The organism is Lacinutrix himadriensis, from assembly GCF_001418105.1.
GTDB lineage: Bacteria > Bacteroidota > Bacteroidia > Flavobacteriales > Flavobacteriaceae > Oceanihabitans > Oceanihabitans himadriense.
The window spans coordinates 235,351-261,594 of the sequence record NZ_LIQI01000019.1; the positions used below are offsets into that span (position 1 = coordinate 235,351).

Annotated in this window: 23 protein-coding genes; 15 read left to right on the plus strand and 8 right to left on the minus strand. The window is 31.5% G+C overall.

The window, feature by feature from the left end; all coding sequences use genetic code 11:
- The first annotated feature begins 17 nt into the window (after positions 1–17).
- Together AMD28_RS06670 and AMD28_RS06675 are read left to right on the plus strand one after the other, a co-directional pair.
- The gene (locus AMD28_RS06670; protein WP_055443378.1) at positions 18–1,382 is read left to right on the plus strand and encodes a DEAD/DEAH box helicase; all 1,365 of its coding nucleotides are present in this window, start codon (positions 18–20) and stop codon (positions 1,380–1,382) included.
- 216 nt (positions 1,383–1,598) lie between these two features.
- Entirely contained in the window at positions 1,599–2,189 is a 591-nt protein-coding gene (locus AMD28_RS06675; protein WP_055443379.1) for a hypothetical protein, read from the plus strand.
- A 62-nt stretch (positions 2,190–2,251) separates the two neighbouring features.
- Here the strand turns inward: AMD28_RS06675 and AMD28_RS06680 are convergent, their stop codons facing one another.
- A complete protein-coding gene (locus tag AMD28_RS06680; protein WP_055443380.1) occupies positions 2,252–2,632 on the minus strand; it encodes a MotA/TolQ/ExbB proton channel family protein in 381 nt (126 codons plus the stop codon).
- Between the two features lie 378 nt (positions 2,633–3,010).
- Between AMD28_RS06680 and AMD28_RS06685 the strand changes: the two genes are divergently transcribed.
- Together AMD28_RS06685 and AMD28_RS06690 are read left to right on the plus strand one after the other, a co-directional pair.
- Positions 3,011–4,063: a sensor histidine kinase gene (locus tag AMD28_RS06685; protein WP_055443381.1), complete on the plus strand. Its 1,053-nt coding sequence runs from the start codon at positions 3,011–3,013 to the stop codon at positions 4,061–4,063.
- A complete protein-coding gene (locus AMD28_RS06690) occupies positions 4,064–4,780 on the plus strand; it encodes a LytR/AlgR family response regulator transcription factor (protein WP_055443382.1) in 717 nt (238 codons plus the stop codon).
- An 88-nt stretch (positions 4,781–4,868) separates the two neighbouring features.
- On the opposite strand, the gene lpdA is transcribed toward AMD28_RS06690, so the two are convergent.
- The 5 genes from lpdA to AMD28_RS06715 all read right to left on the minus strand — a co-directional run bounded on the left by lpdA (position 4,869) and on the right by AMD28_RS06715 (position 10,233).
- Complete coding sequence (gene lpdA, locus AMD28_RS06695; protein WP_055443383.1) at positions 4,869–6,266, minus strand: dihydrolipoyl dehydrogenase; 1,398 nt, start codon at positions 6,264–6,266, stop codon at positions 4,869–4,871.
- A 269-nt stretch (positions 6,267–6,535) separates the two neighbouring features.
- Entirely contained in the window at positions 6,536–7,306 is a 771-nt protein-coding gene (locus tag AMD28_RS06700; protein ID WP_055443384.1) for a LuxR C-terminal-related transcriptional regulator, read from the minus strand.
- Positions 7,307–7,360: 54 nt separating this feature from the next.
- The gene (locus AMD28_RS06705) at positions 7,361–7,987 is read right to left on the minus strand and encodes a CPBP family intramembrane glutamic endopeptidase (protein ID WP_055443385.1); all 627 of its coding nucleotides are present in this window, start codon (positions 7,985–7,987) and stop codon (positions 7,361–7,363) included.
- A gap of 65 nt (positions 7,988–8,052) precedes the next feature.
- Positions 8,053–9,645 carry a S41 family peptidase gene (locus AMD28_RS06710; protein WP_055443386.1) on the minus strand — a complete coding sequence of 531 codons (1,593 nt, stop codon included), beginning with the start codon at positions 9,643–9,645 and terminating at the stop codon, positions 8,053–8,055.
- Between the two features lie 129 nt (positions 9,646–9,774).
- Positions 9,775–10,233, minus strand: a complete 459-nt coding sequence (locus AMD28_RS06715; RefSeq protein ID WP_055443387.1) for an Lrp/AsnC family transcriptional regulator — start codon at positions 10,231–10,233, stop codon at positions 9,775–9,777.
- A gap of 165 nt (positions 10,234–10,398) precedes the next feature.
- Here AMD28_RS06715 and AMD28_RS06720 point away from each other — a divergent pair, with 165 nt between their 5' ends.
- A complete protein-coding gene (locus AMD28_RS06720) occupies positions 10,399–11,598 on the plus strand; it encodes an aminotransferase class I/II-fold pyridoxal phosphate-dependent enzyme (protein WP_055443388.1) in 1,200 nt (399 codons plus the stop codon).
- 125 nt (positions 11,599–11,723) lie between these two features.
- Here the strand turns inward: AMD28_RS06720 and AMD28_RS06725 are convergent, their stop codons facing one another.
- Positions 11,724–12,674 (minus strand): T9SS type A sorting domain-containing protein, encoded by a 951-nt coding sequence (locus AMD28_RS06725; RefSeq protein WP_055443389.1) that lies wholly within the window; start codon positions 12,672–12,674, stop codon positions 11,724–11,726.
- 365 nt (positions 12,675–13,039) lie between these two features.
- Between AMD28_RS06725 and nhaC the strand changes: the two genes are divergently transcribed.
- From nhaC to AMD28_RS06755, 6 genes are all read left to right on the plus strand, one after another.
- On the plus strand, positions 13,040–14,506 hold the full coding sequence (gene nhaC, locus AMD28_RS06730; protein ID WP_055443390.1) for a Na+/H+ antiporter NhaC: 1,467 nt from the start codon (positions 13,040–13,042) through the stop codon (positions 14,504–14,506).
- 147 nt (positions 14,507–14,653) lie between these two features.
- Positions 14,654–15,298 carry a peroxiredoxin gene (locus tag AMD28_RS06735; protein WP_055443391.1) on the plus strand — a complete coding sequence of 215 codons (645 nt, stop codon included), beginning with the start codon at positions 14,654–14,656 and terminating at the stop codon, positions 15,296–15,298.
- A 6-nt stretch (positions 15,299–15,304) separates the two neighbouring features.
- On the plus strand, positions 15,305–15,613 hold the full coding sequence (locus AMD28_RS06740; protein ID WP_055443392.1) for a thioredoxin family protein: 309 nt from the start codon (positions 15,305–15,307) through the stop codon (positions 15,611–15,613).
- A gap of 267 nt (positions 15,614–15,880) precedes the next feature.
- Positions 15,881–16,138, plus strand: coding sequence for a DUF6952 family protein (locus AMD28_RS06745; RefSeq protein WP_055443393.1), 258 nt, complete (start codon positions 15,881–15,883; stop codon positions 16,136–16,138).
- A gap of 171 nt (positions 16,139–16,309) precedes the next feature.
- Positions 16,310–16,879, plus strand: a complete 570-nt coding sequence (locus AMD28_RS06750) for a Crp/Fnr family transcriptional regulator (RefSeq protein WP_055443394.1) — start codon at positions 16,310–16,312, stop codon at positions 16,877–16,879.
- 60 nt (positions 16,880–16,939) lie between these two features.
- Entirely contained in the window at positions 16,940–17,944 is a 1,005-nt protein-coding gene (locus AMD28_RS06755; RefSeq protein ID WP_055443395.1) for an NAD-dependent epimerase/dehydratase family protein, read from the plus strand.
- A 41-nt stretch (positions 17,945–17,985) separates the two neighbouring features.
- Here AMD28_RS06755 and AMD28_RS06760 read toward each other — a convergent pair whose 3' ends face one another.
- A complete protein-coding gene (locus AMD28_RS06760) occupies positions 17,986–19,044 on the minus strand; it encodes a flavin monoamine oxidase family protein (protein ID WP_055443396.1) in 1,059 nt (352 codons plus the stop codon).
- Positions 19,045–19,441: 397 nt separating this feature from the next.
- Between AMD28_RS06760 and AMD28_RS06765 the strand changes: the two genes are divergently transcribed.
- The 4 genes from AMD28_RS06765 to AMD28_RS06780 all read left to right on the plus strand — a co-directional run bounded on the left by AMD28_RS06765 (position 19,442) and on the right by AMD28_RS06780 (position 26,194).
- Entirely contained in the window at positions 19,442–22,300 is a 2,859-nt protein-coding gene (locus AMD28_RS06765) for an autotransporter outer membrane beta-barrel domain-containing protein (RefSeq protein WP_055443397.1), read from the plus strand.
- 176 nt (positions 22,301–22,476) lie between these two features.
- The gene (locus AMD28_RS06770; protein WP_055443398.1) at positions 22,477–23,607 is read left to right on the plus strand and encodes a hypothetical protein; all 1,131 of its coding nucleotides are present in this window, start codon (positions 22,477–22,479) and stop codon (positions 23,605–23,607) included.
- A 6-nt stretch (positions 23,608–23,613) separates the two neighbouring features.
- A complete protein-coding gene (locus AMD28_RS06775) occupies positions 23,614–25,389 on the plus strand; it encodes an ATP-binding protein (protein WP_055443399.1) in 1,776 nt (591 codons plus the stop codon).
- Between the two features lie 400 nt (positions 25,390–25,789).
- Positions 25,790–26,194 carry a class I SAM-dependent methyltransferase gene (locus tag AMD28_RS06780; protein ID WP_152975560.1) on the plus strand — a complete coding sequence of 135 codons (405 nt, stop codon included), beginning with the start codon at positions 25,790–25,792 and terminating at the stop codon, positions 26,192–26,194.
- Positions 26,195–26,244 lie beyond the last annotated feature (50 nt).

A 26,244-nucleotide genomic window follows, 5' to 3' on the forward strand; every position in this document is an offset into this window, starting at 1 on the left:
CAGCTTATAACAAAACCATGAGTACTTTTCAAGATTTAAATTTAAACACACCTTTATACAACGCTTTAGATGATTTAGGTTTTACCATTCCTACACCTATTCAAGCAGAAGCCTTTAATGTGGTTTCTAGCGGAAAGGATATGGTTGGTATCGCACAAACAGGAACAGGAAAAACCTTTGCCTATATGTTGCCTATTCTAAAAAACTTGTCTTATTCTAGACAAGAAAACCCTAGAGTTTTAGTTTTAGTACCAACTAGAGAATTGGTTGTTCAGGTTGTGGATGAAATTGAAAAGCTTTCTAAATACATAAACAATCGTGTTTTAGGTGTTTATGGAGGAACGAATATTAACACCCAAAAGCAGGCTATTGCAGAAGGAATTGATATTCTTGTTGCTACTCCTGGTAGAATGTACGATTTAGCTTTATCTAGAGTTTTACAGTTAAAATCGATACAGAAATTAGTGATTGATGAAGTAGATGTGATGCTAGATTTAGGTTTTAGACATCAGCTTATTAATATTTTTGATATCCTTCCAGAAAAAAGACAGAACATTATGTTTTCTGCAACTATGACGGAAGATGTTAGTGAACTTATTAATGATTTCTTTATCCAACCAGAACGCGTTTCTATTGCTGTTTCTGGTACACCGTTAGATAATATTGCACAAACAAAATATACGACACCTAACTTTCATACCAAACTGAATCTATTAAAACACTTGCTTCAAGATACCGAAGCGTATAATAAAGTTTTAATTTTTGTGGCTTATAAGAAAATGGCCGACCGTTTGTTTGAAGCTTTAGATGAAGAGTTTCATGAAGAACTTTGTGTGATTCACTCGAACAAAACACAAAACTACAGATTGCGAAGTATTGAGCAATTTAGAGAAGGTTTTAATCGAATTTTAGTGGCTACAGATGTAATGGCTCGTGGATTAGATATTGATAATGTAAGTCATGTTATCAATTTTGACACGCCAGATTTCCCTGAAAACTACATGCATAGAATTGGTAGAACTGGTCGTGCAGAACGTGAAGGACAATCTATTATTTTTACTACGGAAAAAGAGCAAGATTCTTTAGAAACTATCGAAGAATTAATGCAAATGGAAATTCCGCATTTAGCCATTCCTGATGAAGTAGTTATTTCGGATGAATTAATAGAAGAAGAAAGACCACAGATAAAAGAACGTAACAATCCGCATAAACGTTTAAAAGACGAGGATGCTCCAGGACCTGCTTTCCATGAAAAATCGGAAAAAAATTCGAAAGAAAACTTAGGAGGTTCGTACAAATTTAAAATTGCCGCGAAGTATAAGAAACCTAAAACGCGTGGGGATAAGAATTACCAAAAGCATAATAAGAATAAGAAAAAATAGTATTCCGTGTTCAGTCGCAGTGTACAGTTGTTTTTGCTTCTATTGCTGATTTATTTTAATTAGAAGAATTGTAATCCAATAAAACATGGTGTTTTTATTAGGCTGTTTGTACATTATAGCATCCATCATTTGTCTTCGGTCTTCGGTCATGGAATTTTTCTAATAAAATATTATCTTTCCGTTTTCGTTACACTTAAAACTAACTAAAGGTATTTCATGTCAACTGCTATTTTTAATTTATTTCCTAACCTAGAACCTTTTCATCATGACACCCATTATGAAGATTTGTTTTTAAATCAGAATTGGGTTTTAGTAAATGGCATTACCAATAAAAAAGCGGTTTATATTTTTAAAGATGAAAACACACTTCATATTATAGAAAACGAAAACACCTCAGAAACTTCTTGGTGTATCGATGTAAAAAACACTTTTTCTATTGAAACGGAAGACGGAAAAACTACCGTAAAAGCATATTTTAAAGACGACGATATTTTAGTTTTAAACCGAATACAAACAGACGATTGTGCAGTTTTTATAAACGAAGACCGTTGTTCGGAAACATTAAACACATTGGAAGACGTACAGCAATTTCTTCATAATAAATATAAGGGAAAAGCGGCTAGTTTAATATCGGATCACGAGTTTTACTATATTGAAAAAGCTGAAGAATTTGGACCTTTTACCGTAGCACAACTTTCTGAAAAAGTAGAAAACAAAAAAATAAGTATCTTCTGTTTTGTTAGAGATGTTAATGAACACAACTACAATAAACGCCTTCGTATTCGAGATTTAATACGGGAATTATAGTTTTTTTTTCATTTTAAATACCTACAAGGTTAAAAAAACCTTGCAGGTATTTTATAATATAATTACTCTTTTTGCAATGCTCTTAAAAGAAGAATTCCAATTCTAGCAATAATAAAAGTTAGCAACCCAAATAGCGCTGTTAATAAAGACACTTTTAGTCCTCCGGCAAAAACCGCTGGATCTGCATTTCCCATTGCTTCTAAAGAATCGAAAGCCGAAATTAATCCGAAAACAGAAGCAAAAAAGCCAATCACCAATCCGAGAAGACTACTATCTGTTGCTAGTTTTAGCATCTTTTTGGAAACAGCATTATTCTTCTTTACATCCATAAATCCTTTAATTAAAAAGAAAATAGAAAGTAATAAACAGATTAGTATTAAGGTCATCATAAAGAATCCTCCTTCTTCAAAACGATCTGCAATTTGAATGGTTAAAAATCTCATAAGTATTGGTTTTAATTAAACATAGAGCAAACATAAAATACTTTATTCGTTCTAAAACAGAAATGCGATAGACTACCAATTTAGCAATGGTATTAACGGGAAGGTTAAAACAAGTACTAAATCTGTTATTCGTCTACAAAAAATATAATGGCGCAAAAAATATAGTATTATTGTAAATTACAAAGACTGTATGTTTTTATATAAAATAATATGCATTATTAAGTTCGAGTAATTTGCGATAGAAAAATCGTTTACAAGAATTACTATTTAAAATAAATTACTAATTCTCGATACAAATTTCATGTTCGAAAAAACATGAAATCCACTCGAATTGACAAAATGTAAACCAAAAAGACAACGGATAAATTAAACCTCTAGATGTTTACCAAAAAAGACATTTTAAATAAAACAGGCCAAATTACACTTCACATTATTTTCTGGGGTGTTGTGCTCTTGTTCTTTACTTATTTTTTTGGTGTTGGTAGTAAAAACTATGAAGGGACCTTAACGTTTTCCTTATTTTTATTACCAATAACCATAGCAACGACCTATGTTTCTATCTATAAATTAATACCAGATTATTTAGTCACTAAACGCTATTTCCGATTTGTTTTATACAGCGTGTACACGATAATTATTTCGGGATATCTAATCATGGTTTCCGTTTTTTTTAGCCTGATATATGTATCCAATTTTAAGTATGCGGATATGAATCCGTTAACGAGAAATATTATTTTAATTACCACAGCGGTTTACATCGTGGTGGTTTTGGTTAGTGCTTTTAAATTATTAAAATTGAATTTAAACCATGCCGAAAAAACAAAAGCATTAGAAACTAAAATTCTCGATAGTCAGCTAAAATTAAAAGAACAAGAGTTGCACTATTTAAAGATGCAGATTCATCCACATTTTTTGTTTAACACCTTAAATACCATGTATGGTTTCGCTTTAAAAAAAGCAGATGAAACGCCAGAAATGATATTGAAGCTTTCTAATCTATTGGATTACTTACTATATCAAGTAGATAAACCTTTTGTGCTTTTAGTGGATGAAATAAATCATATAAAAGATTATATCGCTTTAGAAAAAATGCGCTTTAATAAGACACTAGATATTACTTTTAATAGTGAAGCGATTAACGAAACCACCAAAATAGCACCCATGCTTTTGCTTCCGTTTATAGAAAACAGTTTTAAACATGGAAGCATAAAAAATGGCGTTCTAAAAATTGAAATTGATTTAGCTACCACTCCAGAAAACATTCTTTTTTCCATTAAAAACACAAGTGCTATTCCCGAAAACGCAAATAAAGGTATCGGTTTGCAGAACATAAAAAAAAGGTTAGATTTACTCTATAAGAATAAGTACGACTTAGAAATTGATACTTCGGAAAACTTTTTTAAAGTAGCTTTAAAACTAAATATCGACTAATTGCAAGATCAAAAAAACATACACTGCCTGATTGTTGATGACGAAGCTATTGCTCGAGAAATTATAGCTACGCATCTTTCTAAAATCGACAATATAAACGTTGTCGCAAGTTGCAGTAATGCGATGGAAGCCTTTAATGTAATAAGTAATCATACCATCGATTTGGTTTTTCTGGATATTAATATGCCAGAGATTTCTGGAATCTCTTTTGCTAAATCGATAAACAAAGACATTAAGATTATTTTCACCACGGCTTATAGAGATTATGCGGTTGAAGGTTTTGAATTACAGGCTGTCGATTATCTATTAAAACCCATTCCGTTTGAACGTTTATTAAAAGCGGTAAACACCTATTTTGAAGTGTACAGTACTACGAAAGTAGAGACAGCAAAAGAAACAGAAACAGCCGATTTTATGTTTGTCCGTTCCGACAGACGTATGCTAAAAGTAGACTTTGAAGCGATCCTTTATGTAGAAAGTTATAGCGATTATATAAAGATTCATTTAGCAAACGAAACCATTGTTACTCGGGAAACGATTAGTGCGATTGAAGCAAAGTTACCTTCGAATACATTTTTACGAATCCATAGATCGTTTATAATTTCTTTACAAAGCATTACTTCATTTACCAACGAGCATGTTACTATAAAAGAAAAAGCGTTGCCAATTAGTAGAAGTTATAAAAAGGAGGTTTTAGCGTTGTTGGAAAAATATTAAATAAATAAAAACGACCAACTTAAATTACTTTTTGTAATCAAGTTGGTCATTTTCTATAATGAGATTCCTGTCTTCGCAGGAACTTGTGTTAGATATGTAAAGCTCTATCGTTAGCTGCTAACGCTGCTTCTTTAATTGCTTCTGTAAATGTTGGATGTGCATGAGACATACGCGATACATCTTCCGCAGATGCTCTGTATTCCATAGCTACAACTGCTTCTGCAATCATATCTGCAGCACGTGCACCAACCATGTGTACTCCTAAAATTTCGTCTGTAGACTTATCTGCAAGAATTTTTACAAATCCGTCTAAATCCATACTCGCTCTACTTCTACCTAAAGCACGCATTGGAAACTGACCTACTTTATAATCTACTCCTGCTTCTTTTAATTGCTCTTCCGTTTTACCAACAGAAGCTACTTCTGGCCATGTGTACACAATACCAGGAATTAAGTTATAATCGATATGTGGTTTTTGTCCGGCTAAAGTTTCGGCAACAAAAACACCTTCTTCTTCCGATTTATGTGCAAGCATTGCTCCTTTTATAACATCACCAATAGCGTAAATATTAGAAGCGCTAGTTTGTAAATGCTCATTTACTTCTACTTTACCTCTTTCGGTTAATTTTACTCCAGCAGCTTCTACATTTAAACCATCTGTATATGCATGACGACCAACAGAAACTAAAACATAATCTCCTGTAAAAGTTACTTCTTCTCCTTTTTTGTTATCTGCTTTCACAATAACTTCATCGCCATTTCTCTCTACAGATTTTACTTTATGCGAAGTATTAATCTTAAATTTCTGCTTCTTTAAAACTTTGTTTAATTCTTTAGAAATACCAGAATCCATTGTAGGAAGGATTCTATCCATATATTCTACAACCGTTACTTCTGCTCCTAATCTTTTATATACTTGACCAAGTTCTAAACCGATAACGCCACCACCAATTACGATTAAATGCTTTGGAATTTCTTTTAGCTTTAAAGCTTCGGTAGAAGTGATTACGCGTTCTTTATCTAATTTTATAAATGGTAATGTAGATGGTTTAGATCCTGTTGCTATAATCGTATTTTTAGCTTCAATCTCTGTTGTTTCTTCACCAGTAATGGTAATATGTGTTGCATCCTTAAAGCTTCCTACACCAACATAAACATCAATCTTATTTTTCTTCATTAAGAAATCAATTCCGCCTGTAGTTTGATCTACAACAGATTGCTTTCTTGCAATCATTTGCTTTAAATTCACTTTTATTTCTCCCGGAATGTCGATACCATGTTCTTCAAAATGTTTGACAGCATCTTCGTAATGATGTGAAGAATCTAAAAGCGCTTTACTTGGTATACAACCAACATTTAAACAGGTTCCTCCAAGTGTAGAATATTTTTCGATAATTGCAGTTTTCATTCCTAATTGTGCGCAACGTATTGCTGCTACATATCCTCCAGGTCCTGAACCTATTATTGCTACATCGTATTTACTCATAATAATTTCTTTTTATATTTAAAAAATTTCCACTTTCGCGGAAACTAAAGCAAAAGTACAACATTGATTTATGAATTGCGAATTACAATTAATGAAATTTAATAGAATACTTTTTTAAAGGAAGAATAATAAAAAGCCCACTCCATAATTCAAAAAATACATTTTGAAAAGAATAGGCTTATTTATAAAAACTGATTAATAGCAATACAAATTACATAGAATTACGAATGATATACAATACTCAATTTGAGTAATTTGTAAGAAAAACGTTAAATTAAATTCTTATTTGTTTTTAGCATTCCTATTAATTCTCCTGTAGAAGATATGTTTAACTTTTTTAGAATGTTTCTTCTATGTGTATCTACAGTATGTGAGCTGATATTTAATTTTTCTGAAATTTGTTTACTGGTCTGATTTTGCACTAATAAGCGAACAACATCGCGTTCTCTTTTACTTATTCCGCCTTCTAGTAATTTTTGCGAATGGTTATTAAAGTAGATGGTTTCGTATTCCTTTTGATCGTTTAATAACTTTGCTGAAGCTGTTATTTGCATTTTTATATTAGGATCTAAAACCGTGTAATGTGCTAAACCGATAATAGGTTTCATATCCGAATCAAAAGCTAAAGGTGTTGTGTTTTGAACAATATTTACATAATTTCCTTTGGCATTTTTAAATCGGTAATTCCATGTGTAATTTGCGTGTTGCCTTTTATCAGCAGGTATTTCCCCAATAGTAAATTCCATTAAACTATTTAAAGCACGCAACCAGATATCAATATCATCTGGATGAATTCTGCTCCAAAAGTATCGCATTCCTTTTGCTTTTAAATCATTTGTATCTAAGCCTAAACAGGAATTAAAATTCTTACTTATATATTCAAAAGTAAGGTCTTGGGTATTTGTTATACAGAAAAAAGTGGAGCTATAAGGCAGATAAAAATCTAAATCTATAATTTTTTGAATATGCGTTTCTAAAGATGGTGAGTCATAAGACTCGAAAATAGATTTGTAAAATAGTTTGATTTGCGCGTATTTCATAAAAAATCAATTAGTAAGCATTTGGAAACATCAAGCAATTTAAAAAAAAATAATCTAACTAGGAAACCCAAGCATTTCTCCCATACCAACGGTAAATAACCAGCAACCGTAGATAGCGTGCTCTATAGACACTAATAGCGTAGACTTCGTTTTTTTATAGGTTATTGCGAAAAGTAATCCTCCTAAAAAAGTCATGATTAGTACTAATATATTCTTGAAAAACAAATGTGCTAATGAAAAAACAATAGCATTTACTAAAAAAAATAACGCCTCACTTTTAAACAATTTTTGATACCGCTGAAAATAAAAAGTTCGGTATAACAACTCTTGTGGATATACCGAAAAAACACTGTAAAAAAACAAGATACCAAGCCATAAAAAAGGCTTATTTATCACCACATTAAAAAGACTTTCTTTACTTGTAAACCAAACAAAAAGCGTAGTAATTACTGCTATTAACAACAACTTTAGCAAAGTCATTTTCCAAAAGCGTTTCCAGTTTAAATTTGGGTTTATTTTAAATTTATTCTTTTCTACTTTAAGTAAAATATAAAGCACATAACCAAAGCCAACTACACCTAAAATAAGTTTTATTATAACAGAGTAATTCCATATAAAACTTACAGGTAGTAGTATAAAAATAATGAATAATTCTATATATCTATAAAGGGTAGCTTGCATAATTAAATGTACAAAAAATAGCGTTAAATAATGCGATTCATAAAAAAGCTGTTATCGTTAAAATATTACTCTTTTTTACTTTCAATCGTATTTAAAATCCAATTTAATTCTGGATCCTTGTTTTCTCTTCTATCATTAATGGTTGGTAAAATTACATGATCTGGTTTTACACCATAACCGCCTGGCTCTTGTTTATGTGGTGTTTCTAACTCCATTAAACCTATTCTAATTTTCAGTTTCGTTTCTGGTAATTCATAGACTTTAAAAATACCTGCAACGGTAGAGTTGTATGCTCCTCCGGTTTCCTCTCCAACAAAAACAGCTCTTTTATTTGCTTGTAATTGATTAGACAAAACTGAAGATGCCGAAAACGAATGTCCATTAATTAACACATAAACATCTCCTTTAAAATTATTTTCTTTAGGCTCTGCTAATTTGCTTTGCTTAAATTTATAATATAATTTACCATCTTCTTTTTTCGTTTTAAGCCAATTATGGACTACAATAATCGGAGAAAACACACCTACAAAAAATTTTAATCCGGTAGAAGAAGTATTCGACATTGCCATTTTTAAAAAGGGCACTCTGCTATTTACTTCTCCTGCTTTAAGAAACTGAAAGGGTTCATCTGCTAAGTACGAATACAATTCTGCAATTTCGGCAAGACTTCCTCCTCCATTATCACGTAAATCAATTACTAAGTTTTCTGCCTTTACGGAATCTATTTCTTTAAAAACTTCTTTATAAAACTTCTTTATATCCCCTCCCATGAAACCTCTTATTTTCATGTATGCAACGCTACTATCCTTTCCTATAAAATCTATATCTCGAATATACTCATCCCTTGTTTTATTATAACCATATAACACATTATGCTTTCGCTTAATTTTTGCTTTTTGTTTCTTTTCTTTACGCTGTTCCTTGGTAAGTTTAACAACTACTTCTTTTTTTATGCTATCGTTCTGTATGGTATCTTTCTTTATTTCTTCTTTATTTACACGATTAAAAACCTTTTGAAACAAAGAGTCTTCCTTTTTAAAAGTAACCTGTAAACTATCTATAAAATATTTATCACTATTGTAATACGCAGCAAATCTTTTTCCTAAAACTCTATCCTGTAATGTGGTGTTATAACCATCAGACGTGATTTGTCTTTTGATCTTAGCTATTAAATCCGAAATTTCTTCGTCTTCTATTTTAACCACTTCACTTCCTATCAAAAAAGAATCTTTCGATCTTGTATTGGTAACCAAAAGCCTGTCTTCTAAGTAATCAAAATCTAAGTCGTTAAACGTAAATTTCTTTTTAAGGAATGCTTTATAATCTTTTCTATTCAAGTGTTTTTTTGGCGCAAACAAACTAATATGGCCTTGTCTTATACTACCTATAACGGGTCCTAATTTTGTGTAAAACGCATAGGTAGTTAATGGTTTGTTTATGGTTTTCTTTAAACTGTCAAACTTAAAATCTAAGCGTTCTTCAGAAATATATAAATGAAGATTAGGATGATTCCGCTTTAGTTGGGTATATGTTTTATCTACATCGTTTTGTAAACTTTCAACAGAATGTAAAGATGTTATTTGCTGATTGAATTTTTCTGCACTAGAGCAAGAAGCTAAAAGTATAGTAAGCGTAAAAAGAAGTAAAAGTTTTTTCATAAAATTCGTATATCACTGATTAACAATAAAATAAACCTTTAACCAGCTTATTACACTTTAAATATACTATTTATATCATTTTAGAATCTCCTCTAATTCATAATTTTAAGAAAAAAATATGTTTTAAACTTATACTGTAATTGCTGTAGTATGCTTCACTTCATTAATCATAAACATACTATGTGTACTCCCAATATGATTAATTTTAGTTAATCTATTTACCATAAACTCTCTAAAAGCTTCCATGTCTTTTACCAGTACTTTTAAAAGGTAATCATAATCTCCACTAATATGATAACACTCTAAAACCTCTTGTAAATCCGCCACTTCTTTTTCAAATTTAATCACATAATCTTGTGTGTGTTGCGTAAGTTTTACATGGCAAAAAGCAACAAAAGATTTGGACACTTTTTCTTTATTCACCAAAGCAACATACTTATTAATAACGCCCTGATTTTCAAGTTTTTTAATTCTTTCATACACTGCAGTAACCGAAAGATTTAATTTATTAGATAGCGCTTTATTGGTCTGCTTACTGTCTTCTTGTAAAAGCTGAATTAGTTTTTTATCGATTGCGTCAAAAGTCATATTGAAAAATTTTCAGAAAAAACAGAAATAATTCTATTCTTTATTATTATAAAACCACAAAAATAACAAAATACAGATTTAAAATCTAAATAACCAATCATATATTGATTATTAATCTAATAAGATGGTAATTTACATTTATATAAACTAAAACCAATTACTATTATGGCATTTAAACCAGCAAATAACATACAAGATCTTCAATATTTTGGCGAATTTGGAGGTGTGAACCCTTCCATTTCAGATTCTTCTACCTATACGTTCTTATCGGCAAAAACCATGTTCGACACTTTTGAAGGTAATGCAGATGGTTGCTATTTATATTCCCGTCATTCTACGCCTTCTAATTTATATTTAGGCGAAGCACTTGCTGCCATGGAAGGTACAGAAACGGCGAATGTTACTGCTTCCGGAATGGGTGCAATTACACCTGTAATCTTGCAACTTTGTGGTTCTGGAGATCATATTGTTTCTAGTAGAACAATTTATGGAGGAACCTACGCCTTCCTAAAAAACTTTACGCCGCGTTTTAATGTTTCTACTTCGTTTGTAGATATTACAAAATTAGATATCGTGGAAGCTGCTATTACTTCCAATACAAAAATTTTATACTGCGAATCGGTAAGTAACCCTTTATTAGAGGTTGCAGATATTGTAGGATTAGCAAAATTAGCGAAAAAACACAACCTGAAACTAGTAGTAGATAATACCTTTTCACCGTTATCTATTTCTCCTGCAGAATTAGGCGCAGATGTAGTTATTCACAGTTTAACCAAATTCATCAATGGCTCTTCTGATACCGTTGGTGGTGTGGTTTGTGGTACCCAAGAATTTATCAATGATTTACGAAATGTAAACGATGGTGCATGTATGCTTCTAGGTTCTACTATGGATAGTTTACGCGCAGCTTCGGTTTTAAAAAACTTGAGAACCTTACATATTAGAATGCAACAACACAGTTTGAATGCATCCTATTTAGCGGAAAGATTTGAAAATTTAGGTTTAAAAACAGTCTATCCTGGACTAAAATCACATCCTTCTCATGATTTATTTAAATCGATGATGAATGATAAATATGGTTTTGGTGGTATGTTAACTATCGATGTTGGTTCTATTGATAAAGCCAATGCTTTAATGGAATTAATGCAAGAAAAAAACCTTGGTTATTTAGCGGTTAGTTTAGGGTTTTATAAAACATTATTCTCTGCTCCTGGAAGTTCTACTTCTTCAGAAATACCTGAAGAGGAACAAGTTGCTATGGGACTAAGTGATGGCTTAATTCGTTTTTCTATCGGATTAGATGCAGATATTGAACGTACTTATGAAATGATGAAAGGTTGCATGGAATCATTAGATATTCTATAATAGCAAATGGTTTAATTCTAATCTATTTCTTAAAACAAGGAAATAAAATAATAGTGCATAAAAAAATCCGTTGCGATATTTTCAACGGATTTTTAATGGTAGTACTACTAACGTATTTAGTATCCTTATTTTTTAATTATTCTCTTAGCAAGTGTTCCATTATTACTTTGAATTTCTAATAAGTAAACTCCTGATTCTAAATTAGAAACATCCATAGTTTCTTCTAAAGAACCAGAATTTAAAGGAATCGATTTTACTAGCCTTCCTCTTAAATCATATAAATTCAGGTTGTTTAAAACCAATTGCTTTGGATTTCTTAATGTAATTGTATGGTAAGCAGGGTTTGGATATACAGCCAAACTCTCCATTGCATTCTCTTCTGCAGATAAAGTGAATGTTCCTGTTAAACGAATATTGTCAATAGCCATTTCTTCTTGTACACCACTTAATGCTGTAACCCTAATATTCATAGAGCTACCAGCTACACTATACCCTGAAATACTATTTAAATTCGCATTAAAGGACACCATAGATGTTTCAATTACTGTTTCCGAAGCATTATAAAAACCATCACGATTATCATCATACCTAAATCTTCCTGATGTATTTCCTCCCTCTGGTCCTCCAGAAGCATAATGCGCTCGTATCCATGCTCCGCCATCCACTTGGTATTCCACCATTATGAAATCTTGTGTTTCGTATCTGTTATATGTTGCATCTGGTGCTGCCATTCCAATACTAAGCTCCATATTTAAATAATTAGAAATATTAATTGGATCTAGTGTAATTGTTATTGTGCCATCTCCACCAACATAGCCATCAAAATCTTCCCATAGTAAGAAATTAGAACCTTCGTAATTTGAAATATTCGTCCAACAAGTAAGACAAGTACTGTCATTATTTCCTCTTAAAAAATAATCACTACCTGGATAGTCAAAAAAAGGTGTAGAAGTAGTATATCCTGAATAATCAGGACCCTCAAAGCCTTCTTGCTTGATTAATGTTTGAGAATACATGCTGTTATTTAATAATAAGGCACATAAAATTAATAAAGAATTTAATGTAATTTTTTTCATAATTTTAGATTAAGTTATTGATTTGGACTTCAAAAATAATCTTTTATCTTATAAAACCGTACACATTTTTTAGGTTTTGTAAAAGCATAAAACACAACAATCCATAGCAAACAAAACAACACCACAAACCACTAAACACAAGCTACATACAACAAAAAAAAAAGACTCCTGCTTTTATTAAAAAGGAGATACAGGTAGCCATTGATCATGCTTAAAGAGATTTAATTTTGTAAAAAAGCGTCATATGTTCTTCCATCCTCTAGAGATATAAAAAGCATTTAAACATCATATAAAAGGTTCTATTATTCCATTTGCATACTTTATACGAAAATCGTAACATTACATTTCTTAAACCAACCAAATTCATGCAAGAAGACGATAATCTTTCCGAAATTAATATTGAAGACCAAAAAATCATAGATAACAAAGAACTTAATATATGGGAAGCACTTATTCCTGTTGTCGTCTTAATGAGCTTATTAGCGTATAATATCTTTTTTGCGGATGGCGAAATGTTTGGAGAATATTCCAACCAAATCATTTTATTAATTGGAGGTTTTGTTGCTTTTATTGATGGTTTATTTAATAAAGTGACGCCTTTAATTATGGTGCAAGAGATTTGGGAAAACCTTAAAAGTGTTTTTGTACCCATTATGATTTTATTTCTTGTTGGTGCTTTAGCAGGAACTTGGCTAGTCAGTGGTGTAATTCCTGCAATGGTGTATTACGGATTACAAGTATTAAGTCCAGCGATATTTTTACCAGCTTCTGTAATTATTTGTGCTATTATTTCTGTGGCTACTGGAAGTTCTTGGACGACCTCTGCAACTGTAGGTATTGCACTCGTTGGTATTGGTACTGCCTTAGGCATCAATCCAGGAATGATTGCCGGAGCAGTAATTTCAGGTGCTTATTTTGGAGATAAAATGTCGCCTTTAAGTGATACCACTAACCTTGCTCCTGCTATGGCTGGAACCGATTTGTTTACCCATATTAGATACATGACCATCACAACAGTGCCTACCATTATTATTACACTAATTGCATTCTCAATTATGAGTGCAACTATTGATACTACAGGAAGTGCAGATATTAGCGGATTACTAGCTAGCATAAAAAGCACCTTTACTATTTCACCTTTATTATTTTTGGTCCCATTAGGTGTTATTGCTTTAATATTACTAAAAACAAAACCCTTAATCGCACTTGGTGCTGGTGTGCTTTTAGCTGCTGTTTTTGCTTTTGTTTTTCAAATGGATGTTTTAAATGGTTTATCCGATTCTAACTTTACAGCAATTACAAATGCTATTTTTACCGACACACAAATTACTACAGATAACGAAAAATTAAACGATTTGTTTAGCGCTGGAGGAATGAAAGGTATGCTTTGGACTATCTTCTTAATTTGTTGTGCTATGGTCTTTGGAGGTATCATGGATGCTATTGGCGCCTTGTCAAGAATCACCAAAGAATTATTAAAATTAGCAACTACCGTATTTGGTTTATTTGCTAGTACTGTAATTAGCTGTTTAGGTTTAAACGCTATTGCTAGTGATCAATATTTAGCAATAGTTATCCCTGGAAAAATGTTTAAAAAAGCATACGAAGACAAAGGTTTAGCTCCTGAAAATTTAAGTAGAACGCTGGAAGATTCTGGAACTGTAACTTCGGTACTTATTCCTTGGAATACTTGTGGCGCATACCAATCTGGAGTTTTAGGTGTTGGTGTATCCGAGTACTTTTTATATGCCATCTTCAACTGGTTAAGTCCTTTTACTACTTTACTTTTTGCTGCATTAAATATTAAAATAAGACAACTAAAAAACAAATAGCCGGAAACTATTTCGTTTACATTTTACTATAACAAAAATTTATAGCCTAATAAGATTTAAAAATTTTATTAGGCTTGTTTTTTTGGTGTTGCAATGTATCTTTGCACACTGAAAACACAATATAATAATTTATAAAATTTTAAAATAATGGCTATAGTAGGAAAACAATTCCCAGATTTAAATGTGGATGCAATGAACGAAATGGGAGATACTTTCAAATTAAACGTTCTTGAAGAAGCAAAAAACAACAAGAAAAAAGTATTATTATTCTGGTATCCTAAAGATTTTACTTTTGTTTGTCCAACAGAATTACACGCTTTTGAAGCTGCAAAAGAAGAATTTGCAAAAAGAAATACAATCGTTATTGGTGCATCTTGTGATACTCCAGAAGTACACTTTGCATGGTTAAATACACCAAAAAATAATGGTGGTATTGAAGGTGTTACTTACCCAATTCTTGCAGATTCTAACCGTAACTTAGCAAACACTTTAGGGATTTTAGATATCACTAACGAAAAATACAACGAAGAAACTGGTGTGGTAACTGTAGATGGTGACAACGTAACATACAGAGCAACATACGTAATTGATGAAGATGGTGTAGTACAACACGAAGGAATCAACAACATGCCAATTGGTAGAAACGTAAACGAATTTTTACGTATTATCGATGCTTTAACACACGTGCAAGAAAAAGGAGAAGTTTGTCCTGCAAACTGGGAAGAAGGTAAAGATGCAATGAGTGCAAACAGATTAGGTACTGCAGAGTATTTAGCAAATCACGTAAACTAATTTATCATGGTACAAGAATTAGATCAAGATAATCTTGCCGAAATTATTGCCGCTAACAAAACCGTTGTAGTACAATATTCTGCAACGTGGTGTGGTAACTGTCGTATTATGAAACCAAAAGTTAAGAAATTAGCTAGTGAGTTAGAAGATATTACGTTTGTTATCGCTGACGCGGAAAAATTTCCGGAATCTAGAAAATTAGCGACCGTAGATAATTTACCAACCTTTGCTGCTTTTAAAGATGGGAAATTTGTGAATCAAACACAGACGAACAAATTTGACGTTTTAAAAGAATTAGTAAACGAAGTAGCATAACCTATTACTTTTCGCTGTAGCGGAATTAAAAAAACGTCAGTTCGAGTGATTCCATTTTTTTATCGGAATTCTAACGAAAACAATTTTTCAAATAGAAATGTCAGTTCGAGTGATTCCGATTTTTTATCGGAATTCTAACGAAAACAATTTTTCAAATAGAAATGTCAGTTCGAGTGATTCCGATTTTTTATCGGAATTGTATCGAGAACAACTTTTAAAACAATACAGGTTTCCGTTTTCACGGAAATGAAAAAATAAATATTTTCAATGAAATTACCAGTAATAAAACACTTAGCACAGTTTATAGAGGACAATGACGAAGACTATATAGTAGAAACCATTGAAACCCTAGAAGCATTAACCGAAGTTCCTTCCTTAAAAGATGAAGAACTAGACGTTATTGGAGAATTAATCTCAAATATGTATGGTGCCATTGAAGTAAACAAAATGATTAAAGAAGGTGCAACTAAAAAAGATGCAGTAAACAACTTTATGCAACGTGTTTTAGGTTCCATCGATAAATAACTGAAAAAGAAAATTAGTATTTAAGAAACCATCTTGTGAAAACAAGGTGGTTTTTTTGTTTATACGGAAGTTTGACTTTGTGAAACTTTCTACTATCTTCGTTTAATACCAATACCAATAATGTAAATCGCATTTATTTAGTAGCTGTTCCAAACCATGTAAAGCATACCAATGAAAAATTTACTACACTATATTCAATCTCGATTTACGATCACTAATGACGATATAAGCTTCGTTGAAAACTATTTTATTAGCGAAAATGTACCGGCACAAACCATACTTTTAGAAGCAGGAAAAGTAGAACGCTATATTTATTTTTTGAGTGAAGGTATTGTAAAAGGCTATCAAAATATAGATGGTAAAATTGTAGTACAACATCTCGTTGCAGAACACGATTTCTTCACTTCTTTAGATAGTTTTATGAGTGAGACAGCTGCTCCTGATTACTACGAAACCGTTACCAATTGTACACTTTTAAAAATCTCTAAACCAGATTACGAATTACTTCAAAGCAACTCCTCCTTCTGGAGTAACTTCATAAAAACCGTTACTAATGAGCATCTAAACTGTAAAGTCGAACGCGTTAAAGATTTTCAGATATTAACGGCAAAAGAACGCTATCTAAAGTTTATAAAACAACATCCAAACCTAGCATTACATGTGTCTGTAGATAATATGGCTTCCTTTTTAGGTATGGAACCACAATCTTTAAGTCGTATTAGAAAACAAATCACTTTCTAACAAATGTTATTTTTCTACTTTTAATTACTTCGCACCTTTGCTGCAACAAAAAAATAAAACATGAGCAAAGAAATAGCATTAGTAACTGGAGGAAATGGACATCTAGGAAACAATGTAATCCGTTTATTACTTTCTAGAAACCAAAAGGTAAGAACAACCGTAAGAGACATCCATAACACCGCGCCTTTTATAGGTTTAGATTGCGAAGTGGTACAAGCCGACCTTTTGGATACAGCATCTTTAAAAAAAGCATTTAAAGGAATTACCCATCTTTATGCTGTAGCGGCAAATTTTAGTATGTGGGCGAAAAACCCGAAAACGGAAATTTATGACAACAACCTACAAGGCACACAAAACCTATTTGATATCGCCAAAGCATCGGGTATTAAAAACATCGTTTATGTTAGTTCTGTTGCTTCTTTAGACTTCACCTCCTTACCTGCTCATGTAGATAATGGGTATAATAAAGACCGAAGAAACTGGTATTACAATTCTAAAAACGATTCCGATACATTAGCTCTAGCCTTAGGCAAAAAATACAACATAAGAACCGTTGTCATTCTACCATCTGCCATGATTGGAAGCCATGCACACAAGCTTAGTTACTCCAACCATTTGGTGCATCAAATTTTAAAAGGTGAAATTCCTGTAGACACCAACATCACGTTAAATTGGATAGACGTCAAAGATGTTGCTTTTGGCGCATACCAAGCCATGGTAAAAGGAAAAAACAGCACACGATATATATTAGCAAACCCAACACATACCACATTGCAAGAAAGTGTAAAAATTGCCGCAGCTTTATATCCCGAATTAAAATTAAAAACACCTAAAAAAGTACCCAAATGTTTATTGTACTCGGTGGCAGGACTTATGGAGTTTAGTAGTAAAATAACCGGAAAAGAACCCTTATTGCAACGGCATTATTTAGATATGTTTTACGGACTAAAACAGGATTATGATATCACTACATCTATAAACGAATTAGGTTTTACTCCCAAACCCTCCAAACAAGCCTTAGAAGAAGCTCTTCAATATTTAAAAAACGATTGGAAAGAAAAATAATAAACCCTAAAACCACTTGGTGAAAGCTTGGTGGTTTTAACTTATACCAATCCCCTTTTTATCTGTGCTACAATTTGGTTCCCTCTATAAATGGCACCTTCCATATAGCCTCCATAACTTGGTGAGGTTTCCGAACCGGCTATGAAAAAACGATCCTTTATATATGCCTTTTGATAAATGGGATGGCCGTTGTTTTCGTGCGGACTTATAAATCCAGAATCCGCTGTGGAAACTAAAGGTTCTTCGCTCCAATTCTTTTCTTCATACGAAAGATAATTAACGCCATCTTCGCCAAAAAATTTAAAAAGCTGTTCCCGTACTTTTTCTTCTCGATAAGCTTTGGTTTCGGTAGCTAAAGCACCATGTAAAAAACCCATTAATGCAAAGTGTTTATGCTCCAAATCGGAATGATCATACATTTCTGTAAACGGACCAACATTACTAAAACCAACACCAGACAACCCTTTTTCTTTCCAGAAAGCACTTTTATACACCAATGCAAACTTAATAGCATCTTTCATCCAGGTGTGTGTATGCTTGGCAACTTGTATCAAATTGCTATCTAATGCGGGAGAAAACGTCACGCTATGCACCAATACTTTTGGTGGCAGCGTAGAAACCACAAGATCTGCAGTAAAAGCGGTGTTTTCGGTAAGGACTTCTACCCCATTTTCTGTGGTATTAATTTGCTGTACTTTTTGATTGAACAACAATTCTTCTTTAGAAAAAGCCATGGCCAATTGGTCTAAAAGAACACGCGTGCCACCAGCAATTCTATAGCTTATTTCTTGATTTTGTGGAAGCTGAAAACGTTGCACTGCATGAACACTCGTAGCTTCAAATAACGCATCGCCACGCATGTCTTGCTCAAATAAGGTAATGTTTAATTCCCTACACAATTTCAATAGCTCTTCATTGTATTTCCATAGCCAAGTTGCGCCTAGTTCTACATGGGTATCCTGCACGTTTTTGGTAAAAATTCTTCCGCCAATTCTAGCATTCGCTTCTAGAATACGCACTAAAAAACCTTCTTTTTTTAATCTATATCCCAAATACAAACCCGAAAGCCCAGCACCAATAATTACTATTTTCTTTTTCATTTCTTCAAAGATAACGAAGTGCGGGTGGATACAAAACTGCCTGGTGAAAGCTTGGTGGTTTTTTTGTTTTTTTTTGGCAATTACGGTTTACCGTAAAATAGTTAACACAAAACAATGTAACTTGCTTAATAAGAGAAAAATACGTAGTTCTACGTATTTTATGATAGTAAAATAAAAACTAACTTGGGTGCGTATAGTTTTATTGAATGATAGTATTAATGGACTTATTATATACTGTCTTATTTACAGAATATAATCTATAAAAATGATGATATAACGAGTTGTGTGCAATATTGAGTGACTATTTGCTAACACAATTTTCACTCTAAAACCATAGATTATCATCATAAGTTTTAAATGATAAATTGAATATATAAATTTAAAAAAAAACTAAATTATGGAATTACAAAAATACCTTTATTTAATGCTTTTGATTTTTGTTTTTGGTTGCGAAAAAGATGATGAAAAGGTTGAAGTTGAAACTGAAAAAATAGTTAATGGTAGAATAGTGTTTTCTAAAAATAATAATATTCCAGAATTATTAAAAATCGCAAGTTTTTCTGGAAAAACAGTTTTAGGAAGTGAAGATATACAGCAGCCAAATGATTTACATGGTTTTGAATTTATTTTAGATGAAAATGATGAAATCATTTTTTTAAGTAGGAAATACCCTAATTATGCAGATAATGATATTTCTTCGAAGTCTACAGCTTTATTTTTGGCAACTTTGAATTCAACCTTTAGAAAATTATCTGTAGATCAGAAGGTAGAGGTTATTGAACAAATTGTTTCAAATCAGAATTTTGTAAAAGCAGTAGAGATTCTAGATTCACAAGAAAATATTTCAATACAGAATACTGATTTTTTGAATAAGTTAGCTTTAACAACAAGAGAAGTTTTTTCTAATCTAGTAGTTAGTAGAAATAGTAGTCAATTTGATTTACCAGTAACATCTTCTGAATTTAACGGTAATAACGTTAAAATAAAAAATATCTCTCCTTTTCATGTGGGTATAGATGTTTACAAAGGGAGTTTATTAGTGCAAAACGAATTATTGGATTCTGATGAAGAATTGTCTTATGATTTAGAAAGCGAAAACACAGAATATACTTTTGTAGTTAGGTCAGGTTTTTTGCCTTTAGGTCAAACCATAACAGAAGCGGCGTTAAATGCATTTGAAGCAGACTATATTTCTCTTTTAGATGAAACAATTGGGATAGTATTGGCAAATGCTGTTGATGGAAACTGTTTGGTAGATACCCTTTCTACAATTTATAGTAATGTGAGTTTTGTGGCTTTTTATGAAGACAATAATGGAAATGCACTTAATACTTTTATTGATATTTTAACCTATGTTGGAGATAACTTTTTAGATGTCGTAGATAGTAGCTGTTTCAATATTGATATGGGTAACTTTAGCGAAATATTTGATTTTTTCTCGGATTTGAGCTTTCTTCAATCTGTCAATGAGTATTATGAAGCAGCATATGTTTTTCCTTTATATGCTTTATATGAAAACAATGAAAACATATGTTATACTTATGTAAATAATGAAATTTTTGTTTGTGAAGATTCCCCTGTTTCCCCTGTTTTTAATCCAACACCAAGCAATAATTCAACCGATGTTCCTCTCTCGGGGCAATTAACATTTACACCAAGTACAAATACACCAAATGATGCTACATATAAAATATTTTTCGGTAGCAGTAGCAACCCTACAAATTTCAACATTAGTAGCTCACCAAATAACACATACTCTGGCACAGAAGAAGGAACAACTTATTATTGGAAAGTAGAAACTTTAAATAATGACAATTCAGTTTTAGCAACTTCGCCAGTATGGAATTTCACTACATTAACATCAAGTAATTCAACACCAACTTTAACAACTAATTCAACAAATAATGTTACTGAAACTTCTGCAACTAGCGGTGGAAATATCACTAACGATGGTGGTAGTAATGTTACAGCTAGAGGTGTTTGCTGGAGTACCAGTCCCAATCCCGACGTAAATGACAATACAACTAACAGCGGAAGCGGAACTGGAAATTTCTCAAGTTCTATTGTTGGACTTAATACAAACACAACTTATTATGTAAAAGCTTATGCCACAAATAGTGAGGGAACTAATTACGGTAATGAGTTAAATTTCACTACAACATCAAACAACAATACAACACCAACATTAACTACTAATTCAATATCTAGTATAACAGAAATATCTGCTTCTAGTGGTGGGAATATCACAAGCGACGGTGGAAGTAATGTTACAGCTAGAGGCGTTTGTTGGAGTACTAATCCTAATCCTGACATCAACGATAATACATCTAACAATGGAACTGGAACTGGAAATTTCTCAAGTACTATTTCTGGACTAATTACTAACACAACATATTATGTAAAAGCTTATGCTACAAATAGTGAAGGAACTAATTACGGTAATGAGTTAAACTTTACTACTACCAGTAATTCAGGTCAACCGAATATAATTGTAACAAATCAATTTGAAATTGATGATGATACAAGTGGTGGAAGTGATGGAAATAATAACGGAATACCAGAAGCTGGAGAAGAAATTGAATTAAGTGTACAATTACAAAATACAGGTACCGCTACTGCAACTAATGTTACAGCTGTTTTATCTACTAATGATAGTGAAATAAATATTACAGACGCAAACGAAACTTATGGTACAATCACGGTTGGTTCAACAGATTGGAATACTGATTTTGATTTTAACATTGACGTTAATTGCCCTACCAAAACAGTTGATTTTATACTTGACATAACTTCTGACCAAGGAAGTTGGCAACAAAGTTTCTCTTTGAATGTAGAAGGTTCAGGTGGTGGTAATCCTCAAGTAGATGTTGGAAATAATACACCAAGAGATAATTGTTCAGATACAGGTTCTTCAAATAATTACAAACTAGATTTAAATACTGTTTATTATAAGCAAAATTGGAATATAGATAATATTATAGGATATAGTTCAGACGGAAATAGAGGAATGTGGTATCGATTTGAAACTACAAATTCTGGTTCATATAATATTGGAGTTAGTTTTAATGGAAATGCAGGTTTTCAGTTATTTTCATCTTGTACATCTTCAAGCCCAATAATTACTTCTAACAGTTCTAGTGGTAATGCGGAAACAGCACAAGTGAATTTAAACGGAAATACAGAATATTTTATACGATTCTACGATATTAATGATATTAATCCTGTAAATTTTGTGATAACGATAGAAAACAATTAATACTGCACACAACAATGTATAAAAATAAGGCTTAAATTAGAACTAAATTTAAAAGTCATTGCACTTTTGCTACATCTGGTTTTCCTTCGGAAAATCCTCGCACACAAAAACGCACTATTCTTATACGTAACCGTTACCTGCAATATGACAACTCAAATGAAAGAATACTAAAAAAAATGGATGGAGGATATTATGCTATAAAAGGATTTGAATATCAAATTGATAAGAATATACTTGAGATTCTTAAAGAAACAGATGAAAAAAAAGCAATAAATATTGAACAAAATCAAGATATAGATTCAGTTGATTTTGTAATGCAAGTAAAATACAAAGAAGCAACTAAATTCACTCCATCTGCAATTAAAAAACCTGTAATCCAACTTATAGACGAATTCATAAAAAACAATTCGAAACAATATATTCTGTATTGTTATTTCAAAGATTTTAATGGTTACACAGAATCCACTTCTATTGATTCAATTTTAGGCTCTTCAAAATCAAATTATACTCAACAGCAAAAAAATGACTTTAAAAAGTCTTTCAAATTAAATTTTGCTTCTCAATTTGATATTCAATTAGAACAAACTATTCGTGAAATACAAAAATTAAATTACAATGAAGATGAATCTATTATATTCCATAGTAGAGCATCTAATTTTTTAAGAAGTTTAGTAGTAAATAATTCCCCAAGTAATATATCAAAGAGGACTTGTACTAAGCAAGATTTAATAAATCTTTTTAAAAATGATAGAAAAGTAATTTTTGATAATAGTTTTAGGTTTTTTAAAGGAGAGGATTTGTATTTCAAAAAAATGAAGAATGAGTTTTTCACTTTTAATAATATTGATAAAACTATTAGGTTTTTTATAATCGAACTTGATGGTTTAGAAAGTATCTCAGAAATAACATTGCTACTAAAAAAAATAAGCGAAAAATGTTTTAAAAAATTAACGAGGGATGTTAAGGGAGAAGCACCTTTTATTTTTATTCACAATATCGATTCAAATAATATTATAAAAGTGAAAGAAAAATTAGTAGAGAATGAAATAATATTCAAAGACGGTTATGATTTCTTAAATAGTCAATTTAACTTGAATTCAATTACTTTAAAATCATCAAAAGAAAATAGAATTTCACTTAAATTAATAAATAATAAAAATGAATTAAACAAAGTCATTGACTTCAATTTCAATACCTTGAAAAAGGTTTATCAATTTTACAAAAGTAAACCAATCGAAATAAGTCAAGATGTTACAGAAACTAAAATTGCGATTCAAAATGCAAATGAAATATTAAAAGTAATATAATAAACTATGGAAAATTCAAAAGAAGCAACCGAACCAATTGCAGAAGTAATTGCTGTATATCCAAATAGAGTCAAAATATCAATTGACGATTTAAGCAAATTTTCTACAATTGACAGCCAACTAGAAAAGTTGCGAGTTGGCTCATACTTAGAAGTTTCAGATGATGAAAACCATAAATTAATCGTTATTATAGAAAGTTACTCTATAGAATATAAAGAAGAGAAAATAATAGAAGAAAGTGGTGATGAAAGAATCCTAAAAAACAAAAGATATATTATAGAAGCAAATCCTCTCGGAACTTTAGTTAATGATAAATTTCAAAGAGGTGGTGATTCATTAACTATTCCACCAACAAAAGTAAAACCAGCAAGTGCAAAAGATATTGAAAAAATATATCAATCTGACATTAACGAAAATGAAAAATTTTCTTTTGCTACTCTTTTGACAAACAAGGATATTGAAGTACCAGTAAATGGTAATAAATTCTTTAATAAACATTTTGCAATTGTAGGCTCTACTGGTTCAGGTAAATCTCATACAGTTGCAAAAGTATTACAAGAAGCAGTAAGTTCTAAAAATGGAGGATATAATGGACTTAACAATTCTCATATTGTGATTTTTGACATTCACGGAGAATATAAAAAAGCATTTCCTGATTCAAGTTACATCGACATAAACAACCTCACATTACCTTATTGGCTATTAAATAGTGATGAATTAACGGAACTTTTTATAGATACAGATGCAAACGACCATAATCAAAGAAGTGTTTTTCAAGAAGCAGTAACTTCGAATAAGAAAAAACATTCAACTGATGGAGATGAAGCAAAATCAAAAATTCATTTTGATTCTCCATTGTATTTCGATATTAATGAAGTACTTCAATATTTAAAGTATCGAAATACTGAGCAAAAGCAAACTGATACTTCAATAATTTGGACAGAAAATGGTGAAGAATTTACTTTTTCAGAAGAAACTTCTGAAAAACTATTTAATGAAGGTCTTAAAATTAAAAAAGGAAGTGCCACAGGTACTTTAAATGCAAAGTTTATAAACTTTATAAATCGTTTACAAATTAAATTGAATGATAAAAGACTAGACTTCCTTCTTGATGAAAAGGCAAAAAAAATATCATTTGAAGATACCATTAAGCAATTTATTGGATATTCTAAAGAAGGCACTAAAAACTCAAATGTTACAATTATTGATTTAGGTGGTATACCATTTGAAGCATTAAGTATAACTGTTTCCTTAATTTCAAGAATGCTGTTCGAATTTGGCTTTTACTATAAAAAGAAATTAGATGAAAATATTGATTGTGAAACACCAATTTTACTGCTTTATGAAGAAGCACATAAATACGTCCCTAAAAGTGATTTAGTAAAATATAGGTCTTCTAAAACCGCTATTGAAAGAATTGCAAAAGAAGGACGTAAATACGGAGTAACTCTTGGAATAGTTAGTCAAAGACCTTCGGAAGTATCAGAAACAATATTCTCTCAATGCAATACATTTATTGCAATGAGATTGACTAATCCTGATGATCAAAATTATGTAAAAAAACTATTACCTGATACAATGGGAAATATGACTGAAATGTTACCATCTTTAAAAGCAGGAGATGCATTGCTTGTTGGAGAATCCATTGCAATTCCATCATTAGTTCACTTAAATGAGTGTTCACCATCTCCAAAATCATCTGACATTAAATATATTGAAGTTTGGAAAGAAAAATGGAAAGACGTAAATTTTGAAGATATAATCAAAGAATGGAAAAAATAAAGCAACTAACACCACATAAAATTAATGGCTAGTACTGGCCTACTAATATAAATTCAACTCAATTCACTATTCGATTGTTTGCAATTAAAACCTACTTACCCTCTAACTGTTTATTTATTATTCTTTTACATACAGTTTTCCGTTGGCAACAATTAGTTTTCCTATTGTACAAATGTATTTTTTCTTATGCGCTTCTAATATTAAGTAATTGCTAAATTTTGAAAGGTTTCGGTTGGACCATGGTAAAGAATAAAAAAAACCGCAAACTATATGAAATTATTTTTTTATATTGCTGAAAATAAGCGAATTACAATTCTCCTTGTTTTCTTTTTTAAAAATTATTGCACACATACTTGTTCCCTAAAACTTGAAACATGAATCTTATAAAAAATCTAACCTTATGGAACAACCAAACCAAAACGCAGTACGAGCATACGAATTAGAAACTTGGTCGAGGTGCTCCCCAAGTTATAACGACACTTGGGCGACTTTAACCAATGAAACACTTCCGCTATTATTACGAAAAACAAAAGTAGACGCCAATCTGAAGGTTTTAGATATTGGTTGTGCTGCAGGAAACTCCACAAGTAGAATTAGTGCATCTGGAGCAAAAGTTATTGGAATCGATTTTTCTCAAAAAATGATTGACCAAGCGAATGCTTCGCATCCAAACCTTACTTTTAAACAATCGGATGCCGAGAATATGCCACTAGAGGACAATAGTATGGATGTGGTAATCGCCAATTTTGTTGTGCATCATTTTGCCGAACCGATACCGTTTTTAAAGAAATTCATAGAGTTTTAAAACCTAACGGGAAATTTGCTTTTGCTGTTTGGGGAGCCAATGAAGAACAA

Excerpts from the sequence above, each read along its gene's own strand:
- AMD28_RS06670 (WP_055443378.1), top strand. The coding sequence starts at position 18 with ATGAGTACTTTTCAAGATTTAAATTTAAACACACCTTTATACAACGCT.
- AMD28_RS06675 (WP_055443379.1), top strand. The coding sequence starts at position 1,599 with ATGTCAACTGCTATTTTTAATTTATTTCCTAACCTAGAACCTTTTCAT.
- AMD28_RS06680 (WP_055443380.1), bottom strand. The coding sequence starts at position 2,632 with ATGAGATTTTTAACCATTCAAATTGCAGATCGTTTTGAAGAAGGAGGA.
- AMD28_RS06685 (WP_055443381.1), top strand. The coding sequence starts at position 3,011 with ATGTTTACCAAAAAAGACATTTTAAATAAAACAGGCCAAATTACACTT.
- lpdA (WP_055443383.1), bottom strand. The coding sequence starts at position 6,266 with ATGAGTAAATACGATGTAGCAATAATAGGTTCAGGACCTGGAGGATAT.
- AMD28_RS06700 (WP_055443384.1), bottom strand. The coding sequence starts at position 7,306 with ATGAAATACGCGCAAATCAAACTATTTTACAAATCTATTTTCGAGTCT.
- AMD28_RS06705 (WP_055443385.1), bottom strand. The coding sequence starts at position 7,987 with ATGCAAGCTACCCTTTATAGATATATAGAATTATTCATTATTTTTATA.
- AMD28_RS06710 (WP_055443386.1), bottom strand. The coding sequence starts at position 9,645 with ATGAAAAAACTTTTACTTCTTTTTACGCTTACTATACTTTTAGCTTCT.
- AMD28_RS06715 (WP_055443387.1), bottom strand. The coding sequence starts at position 10,233 with ATGACTTTTGACGCAATCGATAAAAAACTAATTCAGCTTTTACAAGAA.
- AMD28_RS06720 (WP_055443388.1), top strand. The coding sequence starts at position 10,399 with ATGGCATTTAAACCAGCAAATAACATACAAGATCTTCAATATTTTGGC.
- AMD28_RS06725 (WP_055443389.1), bottom strand. The coding sequence starts at position 12,674 with ATGAAAAAAATTACATTAAATTCTTTATTAATTTTATGTGCCTTATTA.
- nhaC (WP_055443390.1), top strand. The coding sequence starts at position 13,040 with ATGCAAGAAGACGATAATCTTTCCGAAATTAATATTGAAGACCAAAAA.
- AMD28_RS06735 (WP_055443391.1), top strand. The coding sequence starts at position 14,654 with ATGGCTATAGTAGGAAAACAATTCCCAGATTTAAATGTGGATGCAATG.
- AMD28_RS06740 (WP_055443392.1), top strand. The coding sequence starts at position 15,305 with ATGGTACAAGAATTAGATCAAGATAATCTTGCCGAAATTATTGCCGCT.
- AMD28_RS06745 (WP_055443393.1), top strand. The coding sequence starts at position 15,881 with ATGAAATTACCAGTAATAAAACACTTAGCACAGTTTATAGAGGACAAT.
- AMD28_RS06750 (WP_055443394.1), top strand. The coding sequence starts at position 16,310 with ATGAAAAATTTACTACACTATATTCAATCTCGATTTACGATCACTAAT.
- AMD28_RS06755 (WP_055443395.1), top strand. The coding sequence starts at position 16,940 with ATGAGCAAAGAAATAGCATTAGTAACTGGAGGAAATGGACATCTAGGA.
- AMD28_RS06760 (WP_055443396.1), bottom strand. The coding sequence starts at position 19,044 with ATGAAAAAGAAAATAGTAATTATTGGTGCTGGGCTTTCGGGTTTGTAT.
- AMD28_RS06765 (WP_055443397.1), top strand. The coding sequence starts at position 19,442 with ATGGAATTACAAAAATACCTTTATTTAATGCTTTTGATTTTTGTTTTT.
- AMD28_RS06770 (WP_055443398.1), top strand. The coding sequence starts at position 22,477 with ATGGATGGAGGATATTATGCTATAAAAGGATTTGAATATCAAATTGAT.
- AMD28_RS06775 (WP_055443399.1), top strand. The coding sequence starts at position 23,614 with ATGGAAAATTCAAAAGAAGCAACCGAACCAATTGCAGAAGTAATTGCT.
- AMD28_RS06780 (WP_152975560.1), top strand. The coding sequence starts at position 25,790 with ATGGAACAACCAAACCAAAACGCAGTACGAGCATACGAATTAGAAACT.